We start from the raw sequence: 23,368 nt of genomic DNA on the forward strand, positions 1-23,368 counted from the left end.
CATAATCGCTTATACTTTCCCTTTTGAAGATCCCGTAGCTCAGCAGAAAGGGCGTCCCCTGGACAAGGTTTATCAATTATGACTTTAATAAACGATGATATATGTATACTATTAAACATAAAAAATAAGCATTAGGTTCCAATCAAATATTAATTGAAACCCAACAATGCTTGTATTCTGTAATTCAGAATACAAGCATTGTTTTTTATTATGCATTTTTGCATATAGTATGATTTTCTCTTGTAAATAGATAATAATGGTATATAATAAAACCAATGTTTTACCAATAAAAGGTAATGAAGAGACGTGTGATAAGTAAATAACCAAAACGTATTAACAGATTTGTTCTATGTAAATCATGATACATATATGGAATCAAAACTATGAAATTTTATGTAGAGATTAGATTACTACAAGATGAAAGATTCATAGCAAATGCACTCGAGGAAAAAAGTGTTCGATTAGATTAATGTTATAAAACTACTTAATGTGATATCTATGGAACGAATTGAGAATATACTTAGGGGGAATTTCAAGTGAAAACATTTGGTAAAGTATTATTAACAGGAGCTTTAGCTTTAGGCGGTTTAACAGCTATGAACATTGATACACCAAAGGCACATGCTGACGGAGCAAGCGAGTTCTGTCGTTATATTTGTGGTCCTAGCGAAACGTTGAATGGTGTTACAGTTCAAGTACACGCTACAGAATATAGCTTTGGTCAAAACGTAATTGCAAGAATTACAAATGAACGAGCTGAAGATATTCATTACAATGTCAGCATCGAGAAAAAATATGGCGATAACTGGGGAGAATATGATACTTTCTTCCATTGGCAAAATCAATGGGTTCCAGCTGGAAGTAATGATGAAATTTCTACTTTCACAGGATATGGCGAAAACATTTCAGACAATGGAACATATCGCTATAAAGTTGAAGTTGTAAGTGCTGACGGTTCTGTAGATACAATTTACACAGCAGGAATGACAGTTACAGGACGATAACTCATGAACGAGCCACATTATTTATGATTGTATTTTTGAAAATATCATTGATAATCGCGGTGATATTATTATTAAAATAAGCTCTTCGGGGCTTATTTTTTATATAAAAATTGGAATGATAATATCCAGAAAATTAAATCTTTACACCATTAAAGTTTGTTGTTATTATAGGAATACATTAAATGTTACAATATTCAATAAATTATACAAATCCTTCGATTACACGAATGAAATGAAAACACATTGCTGATCGTAATATTTATAGTTGGGATCCCGTAGCTCAGCAGGGAGAGCGCCACCTTGACAGGGTGGAGGTCGTGAGTTCGAGCCTCTCCGGGGTCATAAAACCTAATAGTATCAAGGCTTAAGAGAGTATTCTCAAAAGCTAAAACTGTGGAGGTCTCCATCAGACACCACAAGTTAAAAGAGGACTACTTCTAGTCAGCAAACCAGCTGACTCAGGGGTAGTCCTCTTTTTGTTTCCATAAAACTGAGAAAGGACTGAAAAGAAAATGCTACTTAAGTTTGCTATGAAGAATTTCAAGGAGGAAAAAGAGTTCGCTAATCTGTCCCCCTCGTACAATTGTAGTTAGCATACGAGCTGGAAAAATCTCTGAAACTCTTAGTTTTAATCTAGACGAATTAACTGAGGAGGTAAACAACGATACGTTTAATAGATAATACCTGCCGGGTCGACTCGAACATCCTAATTTAATGATACCCTAATTAGTACTTCTATACAAAAATCAAGCAGGGATTTCTCCCTGCTTCTGTTAATTGCTTTTATTGAGAAGATTAGCCACCAATATTCTTATCTGCCATTCTATACAATTTATATCTATTTCGTCCTCTTCTTTTTCCGATTTCTAAATATAATCTCTAACGCTACTACTGTGATGAATCCAACAGTTAGTTGTATGCTTGTAAATAGCAACTTATCATTTAGCGGAATATCAGGTGCACTCCACAGCAGCACTGGAGGAACAAGTATGCCAATGATTACAATAGCTCTCATTATCTTTCCCATTTTGTTTCCCCTATCGTATTTTTAAAATCTATATGTATTTTCCAACTAACCTATAATTCTACTAATTTCTCACGTAGAATCAATTCACTCTCAGTCATATACCCTCTATGCATTTCCTCTACAATCTTATCGTGATTAAAACATAATACTTTTTCATCCCCAAGATAGCCAACTGGGTAAGGAACACCTACGTAATCAAAATCACGTTTATCTGCTGATACAACCATTCTTCCAATAATCATTACAATTTGTTCTATATCTTCTAGCTTAACTACTGTTCCGATTGGTAAAAGTTTCATAGTTATTCTCCTTTTCTTTTCTTTTTAATAATATAGTCTATTAAAGTAAGTCCACCTAACCCGATTGCACCATAAACAAGCATGCCGAATGTATGTACCATCTTTTCTTTTAATGAAAATGGAGCTATTAGCCCTGCAATGATTACAATTACAATTGCTATCATCATTACGATTCTCGCAATTTTTATCATCATACTACTCCTTTGTATTCTTCTCAAATTTAGCAAAAAAACCTCCGCCATGAGCTTTACCAAAGTATGCACCCATCTCTTGACCGAGGTGTATTTTAGCCCCTCCAGTACCAAACCCATATTCTAAACGAACTGTTAAATCATGATCCTTAAAAAATGGGATAAAGTCTGGAATATCAATTTTTTCAAATAAAACTTCATATTTCTGTGCTGTAACTTCCGCTCCTAACTGAAAAGTATACTCATCTATTCCAACAACAGCAGATGCATCTGCAAACTTTTGTGTAACTGTTGCTTTTTCTGCAAAACCGCTATTTATTTCTTTTTCTATTGAGTCCTCAAAAAGAGAAGCACCAACTTTAAACCCTACTACCCCCCCTCCTGCAACATCACTAATAAATGTCTTTTCATCCATTGGAACACTGGTCTCTAAGGAGCCATTTCCCCCTTTAAAAGTAAGCTTTGTTCCTTTCGAAATCTCATATTCACCTTTTATCAATGAACCTTCTGCTTTCATTCCCACTCGATTTCCTTCTGCTAATTTAAAATCACCTGTTAAAGTTTCGTAATCCCCTTTAAAAGGTTTCCCAGTTAAAATACTGGAAGCCAACGCAATAGCAACATCCATGTTATCTACTTGTTCAAATTTATTAGCAGAATCAAGAAGAAACTTCTCAAGTGGCTCCAATATGATTATAAATTGTGCCATCTTAAAGGATGAATCACGGAAATCCGTATTAAATTTCATATAGGTTGAGCCCAACCAATTACTAGAAATCATATCAATATCTCGTTTTAGTCGCTCCTGTGTTGCAGTTGCATTCGTGATAGTTAATCTAATAGTCCCTGCCACTTTTCGCAACTGTTCAGGAGTAACTTTTATATCCCCCATAGCCATTCCCCTTTTAAATATTTATATAGAATATTTTACCACAATAGAGTTTTTGCAACTACGAATATTTTATATAATCTTAAAAAACAGAATTCTTTTTTCTCCTCAGGGTTATCCTTATGCATTTGTGCTAACTCTGTAATATAACCTACTTTTTTGTATCTTTTTAATGATAATTTCTGCCTGTCCAAATGTTCTTTGATTTATTTCTTCTCTTATTTGCTTCAATGTTTCTCTCGTTCCATCTGGTCCTCTCACATCTATCACGACAGTCTGATGTGAACCTTCGGGCAAATATTTCAATCTATCTTCCAACTGTTTTACTACAATGTTTATTAATGAAAGTCTACCACTAGATTTCATTAATAAACATTGTAGTTTTTAACTTCTATTAAAACATTAAACATTTTTGGTTTTACTTCGTTAAATCTCTGTTAAAATTGTTCTCTACTCGCTCCATTCCATTGTATAGCGATATTCTTAATTTGATTGTATAAGTCATTATGTAAGTATTCTAAGAAGTGCCTGATGTTATTTACTGTCTTTGCAGTCTGTTCTAACCGTTCAGGCGTTACTTTTATCTATACCATTCCTTCTTTACATATTGATTTATTTGTTTCTTCATTATAAATAGCAAAATAAAAACCAGCAACTTTAAGGTTGCTGGCTTAGCTCTTATTCATATTCGAAAAAACAATAACAACTGCTCCAAACAAATAATGCCCTACTACCATCCACATACTCCAATCAAAAATCATAAGCAATAACCAAAGTGATATATTCATAGCAGCAAATAATAAATATAAAATGAAATCTCTCTTTTGTATTGCTCCTCTATTCATCAAAATGCAAGCGGCACCGATAGGGGACAAAATAAAACAAAGGAAAAAGTTTTTCTTAACACCCACGGATACGAAATTACTGTCTGCATATGAATCTCCTTTTCATCATAATACTTGCTTCAACATCGGCCTCACTACCCTATATTTATCACTATAAGCTTCCTTTATGATTAAAGGCGGGTAATCACTTTTTTCTTCCTCAATCATTGTGAATACTTCTGTTTTCTCTTGTAATGTATTAGATTCTTTATTTTTAGTAGGTTTTTTACTTGTTTTAATTTTCTTTGTTACTTCGCCAAGTTTTTGCCCAACCTCTTCTATTTTGGCAGATTCATTCGTAACATAGTATTCTTGTTCGTCCCATACTAACATAGGTGGCACTTGTTCTCGTTTGTTACATATTATATAAGTAGTACTAGCTACAAGTAGTAGACAAGTTAATAAATAGAAGATAGTTTTTTTATTCATATACTACACTCCTTATCTATCATTTCATTGGATTATATAATACAAGTCATTTATAGTAAATGGATTTAGTGGTAATTTTTAGGTTGAATAATAAAGAAAAACCTTACCGCAGTAAGGTTCCGTTTTTACATTCTATAGTGACCGACTTATTAAAACAATCATTACAATAATCGCAATAAACATAATAACTAAACAGCCGATCATTTTATAAAATCCTCGTTTCGTTAACGTCCCGCCTTGAACGTCTTTACGAATAAATAAGAATACAGCTAAAAATAATACAAGCCCAATGCCAAAAGCATACATCATTTGCATATGTTAATCTTCCTTTCTCTCTTCCATCTTAATATCTTTTTGCCAAAACAACAAATGAGATAAAGACGGTACTCATTGTAAGTGCCATAAGTATATTCAATAATTCAGTAGCAGATAGTGTAAGTATTTTTAAGTTTAAGCCGATAGAGAAAAGAAGATAATATGCCGTTAACGCAAAAAAGCTGAAGAACATTCCTTTATAACGAATGAGTTTCATTCGCTCATCTTTTTCTTTAAATTGCGGGTGTAAGTAACTAAGGCAGAAACACATAACCATCATTGCAAGTAACGTATAAGTAGGACTTGGCGGTGCAGAATGCGTCATTATACCTGTTAATATCATAAATCCACTCATAAATAGAAAAATAACACCCATAATTACAAAGTACTTTTGTGAATAATTCATCCCTATTCCCCCTCTTCTTTTCCTTCATAAATAAATACATGTTCTATCGTTGTTTGAAATGTTTTTGCTATTTCAAAGGCTAGCGGAAGTGATGGATCGTATTTCCCCTTTTCAATTGAAATGATGGTTTGTCTGGAAACCCCGAGTTTCTCAGCCAGTTTTTCTTGAGATAGTCCAAATTTCTTTCGGTATTCGACCATTTTATTTTCCAAGGAAATTTCTCCCTCCTCCCATATATCGAGTATATATGTAAAGCAACCTTTACGTCAAGGTTCCTTTACATTTATCCCAATCATTTTTCACTCTATTTATATAGAAGAAACTTGTTCGATTTCAGCACGTCTATTTTGTAATAAAACATGGAACACTGTATGTAATCGTTACTATATTTCCTCCTCACCTTTTTTAAAATTTAATATCTTCATATTTGTTTTATCCTTTTAAAATATTTCATTTATTTCTTTATTTCACGAAATACGTTATTTGTTTTACGGTGTTTTTCGTCATATTTATAGAAACTAACTGTTTATGGAGCATTTTTTATGTTTAGCAACTTTTTTTGTAGAAATCCTTCATTTTCCTTTCGATATTTAACACTATCGAAATAAAGTTTACGATAAATTCATAATTTTTTATTTTTTATACTATATTCCGTTATATTGTTGTATAATATCTATGAAAGCGCTTATTATTTCAATATACATAATTCAAACTGATTTTATCGAAACATTCTAACTATTATACCTATATTTAAATGCAACAATTATAGCTATTAGTATAGGCATACCAAATATATCCACCCCATTTTTCTGTAAAATTACTTTATAACATGAAAGATTAACTTGGGTGATAAGTTATTGTGAATGTTTTTTTACAAAACAGATAAGTAATAGTGTTTGGTATTATGTAAATTATTGTAATAACATAAGAGTAAAGAAAACATTTACATTGATTATTGATTTATTACTTATTGAAAAAGAGCAAAATGCACCTTTGTATGGAAAAGGATTATATGCATTGGGAGGTTTAAACAAATGACGAGGAAGAATACAACGACAAACCCTTGGGCCAAGTTCCACGGTCCGAACCTTGGTTATGTTATTGAGCAGTATGATCTTTACGTAACTGGAGCAGGTTCTGTTGATCCGGAATTACAAGAGCTTTTTGAAATTTTTGGAGCTCCTTCGTTTCAAGATGATGTCGTAACAGGGGACAACACAGCAACACATTTTTCTCCTCAAAACACAGGTAACATTGAAAAGATTCTTAAAGTCGTTCAACTTGTTGAGCAAATTCGTTCTTTCGGGCACACGTTGGCTCACATTAACCCGATGGAAGATGCTGCAAATGGACAATCACTTCTTGAGAAAGCAATGAGTGAACTGAGCGATGCTGACTTGAAAGCGATTCCAGCGAAAACAGTATGGCAAGATGCACCAAAAGGTATTCACACTGCACTTGATGTAATTCATAGATTAAAAGACGTTTATACAAAATCTTTAGCTTATGAATTTTCTCATATACAAGATAGTGAAGAACGCGCGTGGTTGCATCAAATGGTGGAATCAAATTCATTGCGTCAACCACTATCAAATAAAAAACGAACTGCTCTTTTAAAACGTTTAACAGCTGTTGAAGGTTTCGAGCAATTCTTGCATAAAACATTCGTTGGGCAAAAACGTTTCTCTATCGAGGGCGTTGATATGCTTGTACCTGTTTTAGATGAAATTGTTCTAGAAGGTGCTAAGAACGGCGTAGAGGATGTCATGATTGGTATGGCTCACCGCGGTCGTCTAAGCGTACTTGCTCACGTATTAGAAAAACCATATAGTCACATGTTTGCTGAGTTCAAACATGCAAAAATAGAAGGCGCAGTAGCCAATTCTGGCTGGACTGGCGACGTAAAATACCACCTAGGTAGAGAACAAGTCGTTAGTAACGAAGAAGTTAGCACTCGCGTGACATTAGCAAATAACCCGAGTCATCTTGAGTTCGTGAATCCTGTAGTCGAAGGTTTCGCACGTGCTGCTCAAGAGAATCGTAAAAAATCTGGTCTTCCAGATCAAGATACTTCAAAATCATTCGTAATTTTAGTTCATGGTGATGCTGCATTCCCTGGTCAAGGTATTGTATCTGAAACGTTGAACTTAAGCAGATTGAACGCGTATCAAACAGGCGGAACGATTCATGTTATCGCAAACAATGCAGTTGGTTTCACGACTGATAGCTATGATTCTCGTTCTACGAAATATTCAAGTGACCTTGCAAAAGGTTTCGATATTCCAATTGTTCACGTAAACGCTGATGATCCGGAAGCTTGTCTTGCTGCTGCTAACCTTGCGATTCAATATCGCATGTTGTTCAAAAAAGACTTCTTAATCGATTTAATTGGTTACCGCCGCTACGGTCATAACGAAATGGATGACCCAGCAGTTACGCAACCACAAGTGTACAAAAAAATTAAAAATCACCCAACTGTAAGAGCAATTTACGCAGATCAATTACAAACTGCTGGTGTTCTAAATGCAGATGAAGTTGAAACAATTACACAGTTTATACAAGAGCAATTAAAATCCGACTATGCACAAGTACCACCAGCTGATACGGGTGATGCAACAATTCACGTTAAAGTCCCAGATGTTGTTGCAAAAGGTATTCAACCAATCGATACTGGTGTTGAGATTGACTCACTTCGTGCAATTAATGAAGGTCTACTATCTTGGCCAGAAGGATTTAACGTATATCCAAAAGTGAAGAAAATTCTTGAGCGCCGTAAAGATGCTCTTGAAGAGAACGGTAAAATTGAATGGGCACTTGCTGAATCATTAGCATTCGCTTCTATTTTACAAGAAGGTACGCCAATTCGTTTAACTGGTCAAGATTCACAGCGTGGTACATTCGCACACCGTCATATCGTATTACACGATACTGATACAAACGAAACATATTCACCATTACACCGTTTACCAAACATTAATGCTTCGTTCTCTGTTCATAACAGTCCGTTATCAGAGGCTGCTGTTGTTGGTTACGAATATGGTTATAACGTATTCGCTCCAGAAACTCTTGTTATGTGGGAAGCGCAATATGGTGACTTCTCAAATACTGCGCAAGCATTATTTGATCAATATGTTTCAGCTGGAAGAGCAAAATGGGGTCAAAAATCTGGTTTAGTTCTTCTATTACCACACGGTTATGAAGGTCAAGGACCAGAGCACTCTAGTGCACGTCCAGAGCGTTTCTTACAGTTAGCTGCTGAGAATAACTGGACAGTTGCAAACTTAACGAGCGCGGCACAATACTTCCATATCCTGCGTCGTCAAGCATCTATCTTAGGAACAGAAGCTGTTCGACCATTAGTACTGATGACGCCGAAGAGTTTATTACGTCACCCACTTACGCTTTCAACTGCTAATCAGTTAAGCGAAGGACGATTCCAACCTGCTTTAGAACAAGAAAACCTTGGTATGAAACCAAATAAAGTAAAACGTCTTGTTTTAAGTACAGGTAAAATGGCGATTGACTTAGCAGCAGAAATCGAGTCTGGTAAACATGAGTACAACTTAGACGAAGTTCATGTCGTTCGTATTGAGCAATTGTACCCATTCCCTGCTGAGAAAGTTCAATCTATTATTAAACGCTTTAAAAACTTAGAAGAAATCATTTGGGTTCAAGAAGAACCTCGTAATATGGGCGCATGGCATTACATGGCTCCAATTCTGTTCGAACTTGCTGGAGATAAAGTGAAAACAGGTTACATTGGACGTCCTGATCGCTCTAGTCCATCTGGAGGCGATCCATTCGCTCACAAAGCTGAGCAAGAACTAATTGTTGCACATGCTTTAGATGTGAAGTATAACTTCCGTCAAGATAAACAAGAAATTGAAGTTTACAGCAACTAAAAAGTAACAATGAAGGTTTCTAGCTTGTTCCTTGGGCAGAATATCTGCCCAAGGCCAGGCTAACAAATGGAGATTACCGAAGACAAAAGAAGAAAAAACACACCGTTAGGCAAATAAGGGGAGGACATTTAAAATGATCGAAATTAAAGTACCTGAGCTTGCAGAATCTATTACCGAAGGAACTATTTCACAATGGCTTATCAACGTAGGCGACAAAGTTGAGAAAGGTGGCAGCGTTGTTGAGCTTGAAACTGATAAAGTCAATGTAGAAATCATTGCAGAAGATTCAGGTATTGTATCGAAGTTACTAGGCGAACCTGGGGATACAGTTGAAGTTGGCGCAACTATCGCAATTTTAGATGCTAATGGAGCACCAGTTGCAGTAAGTACACCTGCTCCAGCTGCTGAGCAACCAAAACAAGAAACAGCTGAAGCACCGAAAGCTGCGGCTCCAAATGCTGAACAAACTACGGGTCTACAAGGCTTACCAAATACGAACCGTCCTATCGCATCACCAGCTGCTAGAAAAATGGCTCGTGAATTAGGAATCGACTTAAACGACGTACGTAGCACAGATCCACTTGGACGCGTGAGACCACATGATGTACAAGCTCATGCTGCAGCACCAAAAGAAGCACCAGCTGCTCCAAAGAGCCCAGCTCCTGCTCCAGTTGCAAAAACTGAATTCGAAAAACCAGTTGAGCGCGTGAAAATGTCCCGCCGCCGTCAAACAATTGCAAAACGTCTTGTAGAAGTTCAACAAACATCTGCAATGTTAACAACATTTAACGAAGTTGATATGAGCGCGATCATGGAATTACGTAAAGAACGCAAAGATGCTTTCGAGAAAAAACATGATGTACGTCTTGGCTTCATGTCATTCTTCACAAAAGCAGTTGTTGCAGCATTAAAACAATTCCCATTATTAAATGCTGAAATTCAAGGTGACGAGCTTATCATCAAAAAATTCTATGATATCGGTATTGCAGTAGCAGCTCCAGATGGATTAGTTGTTCCAGTTGTACGCGATGCTAACCAATTAAACTTCGCTGAAATCGAAAGTGAAATTCGTAATTTAGGTATGAAAGCACGCGATAACAAACTTTCATTAAAAGAACTACAAGGTGGTACATTTACAATTACAAACGGTGGTGTATTCGGTTCTCTAATGTCAACACCAATCCTAAATAGCCCTCAAGTTGGTATTTTAGGAATGCATAAAATCCAAGTACGCCCAGTTGCAATTGATAACGAGCGTATGGAAAACCGCCCAATGATGTACATTGCTTTATCTTACGATCACCGTATTGTTGATGGTAAAGAAGCAGTTAGCTTCCTTGTTGCTGTTAAAGATATGCTTGAAGATCCAAAGTCATTATTATTAGAAGGTTGATAGATTAAAATCTATTAAAGGCTGTAGAATGAATCATTCTACAGCCTTTTTTTATTGTGTTCATACGGGACAAATTTCATGACATAAAGTAATAATGTATGCCTAAACGTAAGGAGGATTAAAATGAATAACCTTCCAATTCATGCAAAACTTAAAGTAAATAAGGATACTTTCTTCCTCCCCGATTCAAACGGGGGTGTCTATTTTCGAAATAACGCCAGTTCATTTCGCATGGACGGTGATGGAATTTATGACTGGATTGAAAAATTAATGCCCATGTTTAACGGTAATTATTCTTTAGCAGAAATAACTGATGGACTCCCTCTCCCCTATCAAAATCGTGTATTTGAAATTGGAGAGGTTTTATATGAAAATGGTTTCGTTCGTGATGTAAATCAAGATGCACCTCATGAATTAAACAGTACATTACTCGACAGATATGCTTCACAAATTGAATTTTTAGAAGCTGATTCTCATTCAGGTGCTTTAAAATTCGAAACGTACCGCGGGGCAAATGTACTTGTACTTGGTTCTGGGGATATGCTTACTTCCTTAGTTTCTTCTTTGTTAGAATCTGGTTTACCTACATTTCATTACCTCGTTACAGATCGGGATGAAACAAACTATGACAGAATACATGAGCTAATAGAACGTGCATATGAAGTTGATAACAGTGTACTTGTTCAAGAAATCGATACTACAATTGACCGTCCCTTGCATGAAGTATTCGAACCTTTTGATTGGATTTTATATGTTTCTCAAAATGGGGACATTGATGGTTTACAAACAGTTCACACTATTTGTAGAGATACGAAAAAGAATTTCATACCAGCTATTTGTTTATCTACACTCGGTATAGCTGGGCCTGTCGTAACGGAAAATCGTGATGAATGCTGGGAATCCGCATGGCATCGACTACATGAAACGAATTTACAAAATGAAAATTCATCTGATTCCTTCTCACCAATTACATCTGCAATGTTAACAAATGTAATCGTTTTTGAATTATTTAAGCATGTCGCAGATGATTCACATCGGGAAAAAGAAGCACAATTCTTTTTATTAAACTATGAAACACTTGAAGGAACGTGGCATTCTTTTATAAAACATCCTCTTGCAACTGATGAAAGTTTTACAATTGATACGATAGAAAATCTTTCTGAGAAACTTGAGCATCGGTCGAACCAACATACTTCAACTGATGTATTCCGATTTTTTGACTCATTAACTTCTAAAGAAGCCGGTATATTCCATGTATGGGATGAACAAGATTCATATCAATTACCGTTATCACAGTGCTATATTCAAGTAGCCACTCCACTATCAGATGGCCCAGCTCACCTTCTGCCTCTTATGACTTGCAGTGGATTGACTCATAATGAAGCACGCCGAGAAGCCGGTTTAACAGGAATTGAAACATATGTAGCAGAAATCATTCACCGCCTTATTCCTGAACATAACGATATCGGTATCGGTGCTGGAGAAACGATGACAGAAGGATTTTACCGGGCACTACAGCAACATTTAAACAATAAATTGTATGAGCGGCAGTCACATATGCTAGAAGAACTTACAACGATTGATTTAACTGATATTCACGATAAACATTGTAGATTTTATTACGAAGCTCTCTCTACAATTCATGAAACACCTAAAATCGCAATGAGTGAAGAGATTCTCAGTTTTCCAGCCGTTTGGGTTGGTATAAATGATAGATGGTACGGTGCATCTAATATTAATATGACGTTAGCGTTACGAAACGCACTACAACTATCACTCTTTCACGTTCAAAATGAAGAAATTCCTTACAGAGCTAATATTTTGTATGACTCATCTATTATTTTATATGACACTGATTCTTTTAGAGTGGAAATACAAGCGGAAGAAGAAATTCCAAGCGTACAATCTTTACAACTCGCCTTACAACATTTAGAAGAACATAATTTTTATCCATTCGTATTTGATTTAGCGATTGAACCATTTTTGAAAGAAAACTTAGACGGTGTGTACGGAGTATTAATTGCAAAGGAGGACGGTTTATGATTCAAAATATATTGCTTATAGGAGATGGCCTACTTGCAGACTATGTACATGATCAATTATGCGAACAATATTCCATCATTCGTCAACATACCCTTACAGAAGAACTCCCTGAAAATATTCATCTCGCTCTCGTATTACATGACGGATCTCCTTCTACTATTCATCACGATGCCGAACTTATTTTTCGCTCAAATCATATTCCGTGGCTTCGTGGTTTCACTTCATTTGGCGAAGGTATTATCGGTCCTTACATTCATCCTCTTACGCCCGGATGTTCCCATTGTTCTGATGGACGCCGTTTTATCGCTGGCTTTGATCAAAAAGAAATGTGGGAACTACAGCGGAAATATGCCTTTAAAGCCGAAAATGGAACGAGGCGTGATGTACGTGCCACCCAAAATGGAATGTTACAAATGTGCCATCTTATTTGCGCAGAAATAGAAAAAATATTAACTCATAACCATTCTTCTTTAGAAAATGAACTTATTTTACTAAACTTACAAACATTACAATGTACGCGGCATTCTTTTCTTCCAGATCCTCTCTGTCCTGTATGTAGCAATTTACCTGATGATACTGCGGATGCGGCGGAAGTTTCTTTACAACCGAGTTTAAAAGTAAGCACCGAAACGTATCGCTGCCGTTCCATTCATGAATTAAACACATTTTTAACGAAAGACTATTTAGATTATCGGATCGGTATGTTGAACGGCAAAATGCAGCATTCTTTATTGCCATTTGCTGACGTCATTATAAACATGCCATTAATGTTTGGAAATGAAGGTGTTGCAGGCCGAACTCATTCATTTGCAGTGAGTGAAGCAACTGCTATTTTAGAAGGTTTAGAACGATATTGCGGTATGTCGCCTCGCGGGAAAAAGACAAATGTGCATGGTAGTTTTCATGATTTAGAGGAACATGCACTAAATCCCCTCACACTCGGTGTACATACAAATGAACATTACAATCGTGATAATTTTCCATTTAAGCCGTTTGATCCTGATTATGAGCAAAACTGGGTATGGGGATATTCTTTATCACAAAACAGACCGCTTTTAGTTCCTGAATCAATTGCTTATTATAGCCTCGGTCATCGAGATGCTTTCGTGTATGAAACATCAAATGGATGTGCAATTGGCGGTAGTTTAGAAGAAGCGATTTTTCACGGCATTTTAGAAATTGTAGAGCGTGATGCCTTCTTACTCACTTGGTATGCCGAATTACCTCTTCCCCGCCTTGATCTGAGTTCAGCAAATGATACAGAATTACAATTAATGATTCAGCGGTTACGTACGATTACCGGATATGAATTACACGCTTTTAATGCGACGATGGAACACGGCATCCCGAGCTTATGGGTAATTGCAAAAAATACACGTGAAAATGGAATGAACGTTGTTTGTGCGGGAGGCGCTCATTTAGATCCTATTCGAGCTTTAAAAAGTGCCATTCAAGAAATAGCAGGCATGTTACTTATAACAGACGATGAGCTCGAGCACAAAAGAGAATACTATGAAAAATGCTTACAAGATCCTTATTTCGTTAATAAAATGGAAGACCATAGTATGCTGTATGGATTGAAAGAAACGGAAGAACGTCTTCACTTCCTTTTACGAGAAGATGCACCGGTGCAAACGTTCCAAGAAATGAATGTATCACAATCATTTGATATGGATTTAACTTCCGATCTCCACCAACTTTTAAATCGTTTGCATCAATCTGACCTTGAAGTAATCGTTGTAGATCAAACTGTTCCCCTTATAGAAAAGAACGGGCTACACTGTGTAAAAGTCATTATTCCAGGCATGCTACCGATGACGTTCGGTCACCATCTTACTCGGGTTACAGGACTGGACCGGGTATATACTGTACCAATGACACTTGGATATACAGACGAACCTTTAACGAATGAAAGGTTAAATCCACATCCACATCCGTTTCCATAGTAAAGGAGGGATTTCATGCAGCTAAATACTTTTTTACATCATCTCCATTTCTCTATTGATGAAATTATGCCGAATCATGAGGTGGACTGGAAAGACGCGCCGCTTCCTTATAAATTATATCGAAATGTACCTACCATCCCGCTCTCCTTAGAAATCCCGTTATCTTTATCGAACTCTTCTACTACACCTACTCTAAATGAGATTGGTCACTACCTTTGGTATTCATTTGGTGTAACACAATTATGTCAGCTAAATAGCGAGAGAAATGTATTACGCAGATCCATTCCTTCAGGCGGTGCTTTATATCCGAATGAATTGTATATCTATTTAAAGATTGACGATTATCCAGACGGCATTTACCATTATGACGCCGCGCATCATCGACTTATTTTACTTCGCGAAGGAAATTTCGATTCTTATTTAGCAGACGCACTCGGTAATCGCTGTAATATACATGATTGTTTCGGTGCCGCATTCGTATCCACTATGTTTTGGAAAAACTTCTTTAAATACAATAACTTTTCATATCGCCTTCAAGGATTAGATAGCGGGGTTCTCATTGGACAATTACTAGAATGTGCAAAACAGTTCGGTTATACGAACGGCGTATACTTTCAATTTCTAGACCGTGCACTGAACCATTTACTCGGATTGTCAGAAGGTGAAGAAAGTGTGTATGCCGTTATTCCTTTAAGTACAGAGCCAGAAACTAATTGGTTTCACAATGATTACCGTGAAAATAAAACAGTTACTTCTCATGAGTTGTTGCAACAAATTCCGCCGTTAGCACATGAACATTTCGTTCGCTCAAAACATGTAAATGAACATCCGATGATAACAAAAATAAATGAAGCTTCTATGATCGAATCGACAGCACACTTCCAAACACTAGCTCATGAAGAGCACTATCAATATCATGAGCATGCTGTACAACTGCCGAAAGTAGAGCGTTTATCTTATGATTTCTTGCAACTTTGCAGAAAACGGTATTCCCCTGATGCTGACTTTACTTTAACGAAATGGGATGCAGCCGAGCTCGCTACTTTACTACAAGAAGCGACCCTCTCCCTCCCTTATTCCAACGACCTTGATGGTAAGTATATAAATGAAAATGCACGCGTCTCATTATATGGATGTTTCTATAACGTAAAAGATATAGAAAACGGTGCTTACACTTATAACAGTAAAACACATTCCATACAACCACTTCGATATGGGGACCTTCGTTATCTCCTTCAATCTAGTATGACGATGGATAACGTAAACCTTTTTCAAGTACCACTTTGCTTACATGTAGTCGGAAAGAAAGATTACTATACACGTGCATTAGGTTATAGAGGATACCGTATTCACCAAATGGAAGCTGGTATCCTCGTTCATAAACTCGTTTTTGCTGCAACTGCTATGGGGATGGGCGGGCATCCTTTACTAAGTTTTGATACAAATTCATGTGATCAATTGTACGGAATTGATGCTGGGAATGAAACGTCTCTTATTCAAGTTCCAGTTGGGGCATATCGGGCGCGGAATTGGTTAAAAGGGGCTTTGCATAATTAGAAGCACGCCGGTAGACGGCGTGCTTTTTTTAAAGGACTTAATTTATAAAAAGCGAAATGAGTATATATTCTTACATAAAAGGAGAATGTAACTTGAACATTTTACAACGATTAATTCAGCAAGCAAAAAACCCTCGCGGGACAATTGGTTCTTCCATGCTTTGTATTATGAACGCTGCACATATGAGACTAACAAATTGGGGATTACAAAAAATACATATACGTAAAGATGCAATTACTTTAGATATTGGTTGTGGCGGCGGCAAAACAATACATACTCTTTCAAAACGAATTCCATTTGGGAAAATATATGGAATTGATTATTCAGATCAAGCTGTTGAAAACTCAAAGAAAGCCAATATACAGGACGTAAAAAAAGGAAAAGTAATCATTCATCAGGCAAGTGTCTCCTCTATTCCTTACAATACAAACTTCTTCGATCTCATAACCGCTTTTCAAACACACTACTTTTGGCCCGATGTGGAACAAGATATAAAAGAAATATTTCGCGTCTTACAACCGAATGGATCTTTTTTATTAGTAGCTGAAACTTTCAAAATTCAATATCATATGGAGAAATGGAAAACGAATGAAGAATTAATAAACCTATTTTATAAAACAGGATTTACAAGTGTGAAATGCTATGAAGAAAGAGGTTGCCTTTGTGTAATAGGAATTAAATAAAAAGCAGACCTCAAAGGGTCTGCTTTTTTACTAGATTAACTTAAAAATACTCTTAATTTGTCTAGCAAATAACCAATTTTTCGTACCGTAGTTATCATTTAAACTATCTAAATTAATAGATTGTCCGTTAGCAAACTTTAATTCTAACGTTGTATTTTTGTCATTTGTTTTTAAATTACTATTTGTAATATCATCATACTTTAATTTTTCAATCTCAATATATTCGTCTTTTTCTTGTCCGATCACGACATGGTCTTGGAAGAAGAAAAATACTTCTACTTTTTTACCGAAACAAAATACATTTTTCGTATAAATTAATGTCGCGTTATCAAGTCCGACACATACTTCTTTCATTTCTTCCACAACGTGTCCAAAGTCTTCTTCATGTCTTGTATTTGATTCAACAATCCATTCTTCGATTGTTTTCATATTAATTGCCATACTGCGCCCCCTGGTTCGTTCATTGCTTCGTTAAAAAAATAAATACTATATGAAAATATAAGCGATTAGTAATATGTTTTCAAGGGGGAACGGTATATTCAAAATAAAGTGAAACTTTAATCAATAGGGGTCTTCATCCCCACTGATTATTAGTTGAACCAATCGGGCTTTTACGGGCAGTTGATCACCCACCTAACTTCTTTGTTTTCGCTGGATTTTGAGATGGGGGTCTTACTGCCCGCAAATAGCGGGATAAAGTTAAATTTCAAATTAATATAAAAGGAACACCAATTCCATTAAAATTTAAACGTTTGAACGAGACATTCTTCATCATCAATTAGCTGCGCTCTCTCATCAAATTCAATGTTTAGTTCTTTATATACTTTCTTCCAAAACGACACTGCTGGTACATTTTTTAGAAGTTCGATAACGAAATATTGTCCTCTTTTCTCTTCTAGTAAATTCTCAACAGCTTGTTTACCGATTCCTTTTCCTTTATATTGATTCAATATGAAAATATCATTAATACCAAAATCATTTTCCTTCTTCAAAAACGGACGTTCCAGTAGTAATAAGAATCCTACAATACTATGATCAACTTTTATAAAATACGGCGTGATTCCGTCATTTTTCCAAAACATATGCAAATCTTCGTATTCAAAAAATCCGTTCGCTCCGATAGTTATATTCATAGTGAACTTAGAAAGATCATGAAGATATAATGCGTACAAATTGCGTAATATTTCTTTTTCTAATTCTTGAACTTTTTGAAGTGCTACAACCATTAAAAAAATCCCCTTCCCTATCTATAACTATTTCCCCCTTTTTTATTCGCCAAAAATAATTATTCCCCTTTAACGAAAAAAATAGCACTTTAAAAAGTGCTATTCCGCTCTCCTTGCCGCTTGCTGAATTGGATCCCAAACGCTGTTATATGGTGGGGCATAACTTAAGTCGACATCTTCTAAATCGTGAATGCTCATTTTATTGAAGAGTGCCATTGCGATTACATCAATACGTTTATCTACGCCTTCTTCTCCAATTACTTGTCCGCCTAATAATTGTTTCGTGTCAGAACGGTATAGTAATTTCAAGTAAAGTGGTTTCGCATTTGGATAATAGCCCGCCATATTAGTCGAATCTACTTTGACTGTTTTATACGGGATGTGTAGCCCTTTCGCTTCTTTTTCATTTAATCCTGTTCTTGCAAGCGTCAAATCCATAAATTTAATAATACCTGTACCTAACGTACCTTTAAAGGCTCTTCGTTTATCCAGCATATTCAGTCCAGCAAGTCGCCCTTGCTTATTGGCAGTCGTTCCGAGCGGGATATGATCATGAATTTCCTTTATAACGTGGTAATGTGTTGCGCAATCACCGGCTGCATATACGTCTTGCACATTTGTTTGCATATATGCATTTACTTCGATTGCTCCTTTATGATTCTTACGTATATTTGTCCCTTCAAGAAAATCAGTATTTGGCTTCACTCCAACCGACACTAAAACAAGATCTGCTTTATACGTACCTTTATCCGTTTCGATTGCTTCTACTCGTTCATTTCCTTTAAATGCTTTTACATTTTCATTCGTTAAAATTTCAATATGATGCTTATCTGCTTCTTTATGTATGTACTCTGCCATATCTGCATCATAAATCGTACCGATATGATCATTTCGCTCAATCATTCTTACTTTCTTACCAAGTTCGACGAATGTTTCTGCCATCTCTAGTCCAATGGCACCACCGCCAATAATCGTTACATCTTCAACTTTATTCGTTTCTAGCGTTTTTAATATGCGCTCAGCATCAGGAATTGTTTTTAAAAGATGAACGCCTTGTAATTCCCGTCCTTCCCATTCTGGCATAACAGGACGCACTCCAGTCGCAATTAATAATCGATCATATGGAAATTCAAAGACATCCTTCGTCTTCGTATGCTCTGCGTACACCATTTTCTTTTCCGTATCTACTTTCGTTACTTCATGACGCACTTTCGCATCAATTCCATATTTCTCACGAAACGTCTTTACGTTGCGCGCGATTAACTTTTCAGTTGAAGCGATAGCACCACTAATGACATACGGTAATCCACACTGAGCGTATGAATAAATTTCACCTTTTTCTAAAGTTACAACATTTGCATTTTCATCGTTTCTAACAATTTGCATAGCTGCACTCATACCAGCTGCATCTCCGCCAATAATGACATAGTTCACTTTACCACTCCTTCTTTTTTACATACTCTTTACGTTTTCCATATTTTATAGAAATAACACCTAACTCCATTGTAAAGAAAGAGAATTTCATCTTCAAATTTGGTGCACAAACTTATGTATGAATAGGTAACTGTCGTGTCTTATAAACAACATGTTTAATATGCTATAACAGTTAGTATTGAAAGTAGGTGAAATATACATGTGCGCTGGTCTTCTCGCTCAGTTTCCAGAGGAACCGAAAGAACCGAAAGCCGCCCTCCCGCTTGAACAAGAATTTACTGTTAATGCAACATTATACAGTGCTCGCGCTTGGTTATCAGACAATGACACTTTCTCTCAAACTATTTGGAAAGCCACTCGCTTCGCTTCTGCATCACACGCTGGTAAGTCCATCTTCCCCGTAGGTACTGTTAAAATTGTAAATGTTTCTGATGATACTATAACGGTTACTATATCATCAGAATCAGACGATGCGCTTAAAATAATCGTTCCTCCTCATTCTGAAGCTGCCTTAACGTCTAGTTCTTTATCTGATGTGCAAGCCAGTACATCAGGGGGAGCAAGTAAAGTCACATTTCTCTTTCATATCTTTTTCTCTAGGGATCCTGGTCCAGCTAAATAATCATAAAAAGGTACAGTAATATACACTGTACCTTTTTCCCGCGCTCTATTCTCTTGATTTAATTAGTTCAATATTATAAGTTTCGATATCTGTTAACTTTCCTGTAAAATAAGGATTTTCTCTATACCAAGACTGTTTTGCAAAATACGCTTGCATATCTTTCGTTTGAAAAATATGTCCATGCCTTGCATATATTTCATTTCTAGCAATTTTCAACTGTTCTTTCGATAAATAGGTTAAATCTGTGCTCGTTAATTTTCGAATATCACTATCAGGAAAGATGAAACCATTATATACATACCCAGTCGCGGGCGTTGGAGTAACGTTATAAACAACTGTTTTTTCTGTATTTTTCTTTTGGAATGGAAGATTATAAGACAAAAGTGCCGTTACCGTCTCTACTTGTGTCGTTTCCCGTCCACTTTCTCCATTTCGTTCTAAATAAATCGTCGCACTTCCATCAGTCGCTACAGGCCCCCATGTAATTTCTTCTCCTGCCAGCGCTGTAACCGGTTTTTGATTTACGTACAATGTTGCACCAGGCGCGTTCGTTTGAACTGTAATATATTGACCTTGCAACGTTAAATCTATCGTTACGTTATTTTGGCTTTGTTTCATAAGTACAACCTTTTCCTCACGTGATAGTTTTACATAGTCATTTTTATATTCTGATTGAAACACTTGATTTCCCGGAAGAAATGGTCCATATTGCTTCTCAAACTTTTTGTCATCTGTCTTATCAATTTCTTTTCCGTTCATTTTTAACGATACGCCTTTTTCATTTGTAAGCAAAGTTGTATAGTACGTCTTCGCTTTCAATTTATACCGATCAAATATAAAGAAATACTTTCCGTCTTTCGTTAATGAAAAATCAGCTCTTTCTATTCCGTCCCGTTGTTTTTCACCTTGTCTCAAATATCCTTTTAATTCATTTACGTAAGATGGATTTTCTTTTATATATGAAAATAGAGGCGTTAAACTCTCTCTCGTTATCATAACCGATGGATCATCTGCCGTAACGATCTCAGCTAATTTCTCTCCGTCCCGCTCTTGTAAAATCGTAATCATCCGGTCTACTTGTGCCACCTGCGTATAATACGATGATCCGTACAAATACAATCCAATAATCGCTATAACAAATAGTGCTAACAGTGTAATGCCAACTTTTGTACCACTGCTCATGTTCTTCTTTACTACAGGACTTCCCCTCTTCATCCCGCAGTTTTGACAAAATTGCACACCATCTTCAAACTGAACTCCGCACTTTGTACATACATTCATTCAGTCAACCACCTTTTCATTAGAAGCCAGTTATTCCCTGTGTTAAGGCTTGAATTATCGTGCTAATGTAAGACCAAAGTACAATGAACGTTGCAATTCCAATTAAAACATTTGCAATAATAAGTGTGTAAACGAGATCTAATCCGCCATTGTCTAGTTTTAATACGGCTACAGTTATACTAATCCCTATATAAGTTGCAACTACCGATAATAATATCGGTAAGAAAAAGATTAATAAAAAACTAAAAAGAAAAGAAAGAACTAATATGACAATAGCCGGCGTCGCTATCGTTCCCCATATACCAAATACTTCAAGAAACGAAAAAGATGATTTCATCATCTTACCACTTACAAAAATAATAAATCCGACAAATAAAGTTAAAATTAATAAAAAGAAAAAGACCGTTATAGATTCTCCAAAAAACGTGGGAGTAGATATATCTGGTGCAAATGTTCTCGTAACTGCTGACGCTGCACTCATCATTCTATAAAAAATACATGCTCCTAAAAAACAAATAAGAACAAGACTTACAATTCCATTTCGCACTTCAATAGCGCCGCTTTTCATAATCGCTGTCGGTGCTTGTAATGCATGTTTAAAAAATTGAAAATAGCCGCTCGCAAACCGCTTCGCTTGTTCTACCGTTTCATTTGGCCGAGCTTCCTTTGCTTGTGCCGCACGTGCTTGTTCCTGCCCTTCTTCTTGGCCACTACTTGCCACTACTTCTTCCGTTAACGAATGTCCACAATTCCCGCAAAACTTTGCCTCTACTGCATGTTCTGTATGACATGACGGACATTTCATTCTCTTATCCCTCCTTAAGCATATACCTTATAGGGTGTTACAAGTTCAATATATGAATTTGTACATAAAACATGACTACAAGAAAAAGATTCTGAAATCCTTCTTCCGAAAGAAAATATATGTGCTAGCAATCTTGAAAAAAAATGCTATTATGAAACAGAATAAATAATATTTTTAATAGATTGGATGAAAGAAAATGGAATTGGTAAACTCAATTTTTCAAATACTCCTTACAAGCGTAATCCAATTATTATCTTTAATTGGCGTTATCATTGTAATTGGATTTCTATTAGGCTATTTAGAATCTCTCACACGCATGTATTGGTCGAGAGCTTTTGGAAGAAAAGGATTCCTATTAACGGCTTGGATCGGTGTTCCGATTCACGAACTTGGACATGCCATTATGTGCGTACTGTTCCGTCATAAAATTGTGGCGACTCAGTTCTTCCCAACAGATACAAGTCAAGGGGCCTTAGGTTATATACAACATCAATACAATCAAAAAAGTGTGTATCAACGAATTGGGAATTTCTTTATCGGCATTGGGCCTATTATTTCTGGTATTACTGCATTAATCCTTTTAATGCGCTATTTCGTACCAGAATCATATTTTTTATTTAATACAACTCTCGAAAAAACGATTGCTTCTACTTCTATTAATGTAGAAATGATTCAAAACATGCTCTTGTCGACGTTTGTATTATTGAAAAGCTTATTTACAATCGGCAATTTATTGAATCCTTCCTTTTGGTTATTTTTATTTATCGCCATTTGCATTTCCGCACATATCGCTTTAAGTAAACCAGACATTAAAGGATCAATAGACGGTGTTGTCGTCATGTTTATCGTGTTATTTTTATTCAACATAATAGCAGGACTGTTTCAATACGACAGTAATCAGCTAATTGGACAGGTTATGAAATATAATATGTATCTCATTGCGTTTTCTAGTGTGGCACTGCTGTTCTCTTGTCTTTCTACACTCGTTAGTTTTTCGTTTTATAAAATAAGAAGAGGGCGTTCTTTTTGAAC

Annotated in this window: 25 protein-coding genes and 1 tRNA gene; 10 read left to right on the plus strand and 16 right to left on the minus strand. The window is 36.1% G+C overall.

Features of this window, described 5'->3' with window-relative positions; all coding sequences use genetic code 11:
• Positions 1–536 precede the first annotated feature (536 nt).
• Both IBT51_RS15630 and IBT51_RS15635 read left to right on the plus strand, forming a co-directional pair.
• Positions 537–1,004 (plus strand): hypothetical protein, encoded by a 468-nt coding sequence (locus tag IBT51_RS15630; protein WP_016082408.1) that lies wholly within the window; start codon positions 537–539, stop codon positions 1,002–1,004.
• 269 nt (positions 1,005–1,273) lie between these two features.
• Positions 1,274–1,346 (plus strand) — tRNA-Val (locus tag IBT51_RS15635).
• 496 nt (positions 1,347–1,842) lie between these two features.
• On the opposite strand, the gene IBT51_RS15640 is transcribed toward IBT51_RS15635, so the two are convergent.
• From IBT51_RS15640 to IBT51_RS15690, 11 genes are all read right to left on the minus strand, one after another.
• A complete protein-coding gene (locus tag IBT51_RS15640; protein WP_200458406.1) occupies positions 1,843–2,031 on the minus strand; it encodes a hypothetical protein in 189 nt (62 codons plus the stop codon).
• A 50-nt stretch (positions 2,032–2,081) separates the two neighbouring features.
• Complete coding sequence (locus IBT51_RS15645; RefSeq protein WP_000771619.1) at positions 2,082–2,330, minus strand: DUF4176 domain-containing protein; 249 nt, start codon at positions 2,328–2,330, stop codon at positions 2,082–2,084.
• Positions 2,331–2,332: 2 nt separating this feature from the next.
• Positions 2,333–2,521 (minus strand): hypothetical protein, encoded by a 189-nt coding sequence (locus tag IBT51_RS15650; RefSeq protein ID WP_000589990.1) that lies wholly within the window; start codon positions 2,519–2,521, stop codon positions 2,333–2,335.
• Positions 2,522–2,525: 4 nt separating this feature from the next.
• Complete coding sequence (locus IBT51_RS15655; protein WP_200458407.1) at positions 2,526–3,413, minus strand: WXG100 family type VII secretion target; 888 nt, start codon at positions 3,411–3,413, stop codon at positions 2,526–2,528.
• Positions 3,414–3,530: 117 nt separating this feature from the next.
• Positions 3,531–3,776, minus strand: coding sequence for a hypothetical protein (locus IBT51_RS15660; RefSeq protein ID WP_120459914.1), 246 nt, complete (start codon positions 3,774–3,776; stop codon positions 3,531–3,533).
• 71 nt (positions 3,777–3,847) lie between these two features.
• On the minus strand, positions 3,848–3,994 hold the full coding sequence (locus IBT51_RS15665; protein WP_080546092.1) for a WXG100 family type VII secretion target: 147 nt from the start codon (positions 3,992–3,994) through the stop codon (positions 3,848–3,850).
• Positions 3,995–4,081: 87 nt separating this feature from the next.
• On the minus strand, positions 4,082–4,321 hold the full coding sequence (locus IBT51_RS15670) for a hypothetical protein (protein WP_033794956.1): 240 nt from the start codon (positions 4,319–4,321) through the stop codon (positions 4,082–4,084).
• 39 nt (positions 4,322–4,360) lie between these two features.
• Positions 4,361–4,723 (minus strand): hypothetical protein, encoded by a 363-nt coding sequence (locus IBT51_RS15675; protein WP_200458408.1) that lies wholly within the window; start codon positions 4,721–4,723, stop codon positions 4,361–4,363.
• A 132-nt stretch (positions 4,724–4,855) separates the two neighbouring features.
• The gene (locus IBT51_RS15680) at positions 4,856–5,038 is read right to left on the minus strand and encodes a DUF3976 domain-containing protein (RefSeq protein ID WP_001178297.1); all 183 of its coding nucleotides are present in this window, start codon (positions 5,036–5,038) and stop codon (positions 4,856–4,858) included.
• A 28-nt stretch (positions 5,039–5,066) separates the two neighbouring features.
• Positions 5,067–5,444 carry a hypothetical protein gene (locus IBT51_RS15685; RefSeq protein ID WP_053564975.1) on the minus strand — a complete coding sequence of 126 codons (378 nt, stop codon included), beginning with the start codon at positions 5,442–5,444 and terminating at the stop codon, positions 5,067–5,069.
• A 2-nt stretch (positions 5,445–5,446) separates the two neighbouring features.
• Complete coding sequence (locus IBT51_RS15690; protein WP_000428506.1) at positions 5,447–5,656, minus strand: helix-turn-helix transcriptional regulator; 210 nt, start codon at positions 5,654–5,656, stop codon at positions 5,447–5,449.
• Positions 5,657–6,478: 822 nt separating this feature from the next.
• On the opposite strand from IBT51_RS15690, the gene odhA reads away from it, so the two are divergent.
• The 6 genes from odhA to IBT51_RS15720 all read left to right on the plus strand — a co-directional run bounded on the left by odhA (position 6,479) and on the right by IBT51_RS15720 (position 16,968).
• Positions 6,479–9,346 carry a 2-oxoglutarate dehydrogenase E1 component gene (odhA, locus tag IBT51_RS15695; RefSeq protein WP_078401027.1) on the plus strand — a complete coding sequence of 956 codons (2,868 nt, stop codon included), beginning with the start codon at positions 6,479–6,481 and terminating at the stop codon, positions 9,344–9,346.
• A gap of 133 nt (positions 9,347–9,479) precedes the next feature.
• Positions 9,480–10,739 carry a 2-oxoglutarate dehydrogenase complex dihydrolipoyllysine-residue succinyltransferase gene (gene odhB / locus IBT51_RS15700; RefSeq protein WP_000569893.1) on the plus strand — a complete coding sequence of 420 codons (1,260 nt, stop codon included), beginning with the start codon at positions 9,480–9,482 and terminating at the stop codon, positions 10,737–10,739.
• A 123-nt stretch (positions 10,740–10,862) separates the two neighbouring features.
• On the plus strand, positions 10,863–12,782 hold the full coding sequence (locus tag IBT51_RS15705) for a putative thiazole-containing bacteriocin maturation protein (RefSeq protein WP_200458409.1): 1,920 nt from the start codon (positions 10,863–10,865) through the stop codon (positions 12,780–12,782).
• Entirely contained in the window at positions 12,779–14,728 is a 1,950-nt protein-coding gene (locus tag IBT51_RS15710; protein ID WP_200458410.1) for a TOMM precursor leader peptide-binding protein, read from the plus strand. The genes IBT51_RS15705 and IBT51_RS15710 overlap by 4 nt, the downstream gene beginning before the upstream one ends.
• 15 nt (positions 14,729–14,743) lie before the next feature.
• Positions 14,744–16,285 (plus strand): SagB family peptide dehydrogenase, encoded by a 1,542-nt coding sequence (locus tag IBT51_RS15715; RefSeq protein ID WP_200458411.1) that lies wholly within the window; start codon positions 14,744–14,746, stop codon positions 16,283–16,285.
• 92 nt (positions 16,286–16,377) lie between these two features.
• Entirely contained in the window at positions 16,378–16,968 is a 591-nt protein-coding gene (locus IBT51_RS15720; protein WP_063546875.1) for a class I SAM-dependent methyltransferase, read from the plus strand.
• Positions 16,969–16,998: 30 nt separating this feature from the next.
• Here IBT51_RS15720 and IBT51_RS15725 read toward each other — a convergent pair whose 3' ends face one another.
• The 3 genes from IBT51_RS15725 to IBT51_RS15735 form a co-directional block, all read right to left on the minus strand.
• A complete protein-coding gene (locus tag IBT51_RS15725; protein WP_000996808.1) occupies positions 16,999–17,409 on the minus strand; it encodes a DUF3908 family protein in 411 nt (136 codons plus the stop codon).
• 296 nt (positions 17,410–17,705) lie between these two features.
• Positions 17,706–18,194: a GNAT family N-acetyltransferase gene (locus IBT51_RS15730; RefSeq protein ID WP_063546873.1), complete on the minus strand. Its 489-nt coding sequence runs from the start codon at positions 18,192–18,194 to the stop codon at positions 17,706–17,708.
• Between the two features lie 99 nt (positions 18,195–18,293).
• Positions 18,294–19,628, minus strand: coding sequence for a CoA-disulfide reductase (locus IBT51_RS15735; RefSeq protein WP_001110229.1), 1,335 nt, complete (start codon positions 19,626–19,628; stop codon positions 18,294–18,296).
• Positions 19,629–19,827: 199 nt separating this feature from the next.
• On the opposite strand from IBT51_RS15735, the gene IBT51_RS15740 reads away from it, so the two are divergent.
• On the plus strand, positions 19,828–20,250 hold the full coding sequence (locus IBT51_RS15740) for a hypothetical protein (protein ID WP_098256697.1): 423 nt from the start codon (positions 19,828–19,830) through the stop codon (positions 20,248–20,250).
• A 45-nt stretch (positions 20,251–20,295) separates the two neighbouring features.
• On the opposite strand, the gene IBT51_RS15745 is transcribed toward IBT51_RS15740, so the two are convergent.
• Together IBT51_RS15745 and IBT51_RS15750 are read right to left on the minus strand one after the other, a co-directional pair.
• On the minus strand, positions 20,296–21,531 hold the full coding sequence (locus IBT51_RS15745) for a TcaA 3rd/4th domain-containing protein (protein ID WP_197242103.1): 1,236 nt from the start codon (positions 21,529–21,531) through the stop codon (positions 20,296–20,298).
• A 19-nt stretch (positions 21,532–21,550) separates the two neighbouring features.
• A complete protein-coding gene (locus tag IBT51_RS15750; RefSeq protein WP_069355227.1) occupies positions 21,551–22,336 on the minus strand; it encodes a zinc ribbon domain-containing protein in 786 nt (261 codons plus the stop codon).
• Positions 22,337–22,532: 196 nt separating this feature from the next.
• On the opposite strand from IBT51_RS15750, the gene IBT51_RS15755 reads away from it, so the two are divergent.
• Positions 22,533–23,366: a hypothetical protein gene (locus IBT51_RS15755; protein ID WP_000424522.1), complete on the plus strand. Its 834-nt coding sequence runs from the start codon at positions 22,533–22,535 to the stop codon at positions 23,364–23,366.
• Positions 23,367–23,368 lie beyond the last annotated feature (2 nt).

Source organism: Bacillus sp. S71 (assembly GCF_016625265.1).
Taxonomy (GTDB): domain Bacteria; phylum Bacillota; class Bacilli; order Bacillales; family Bacillaceae_G; genus Bacillus_A; species Bacillus_A cereus.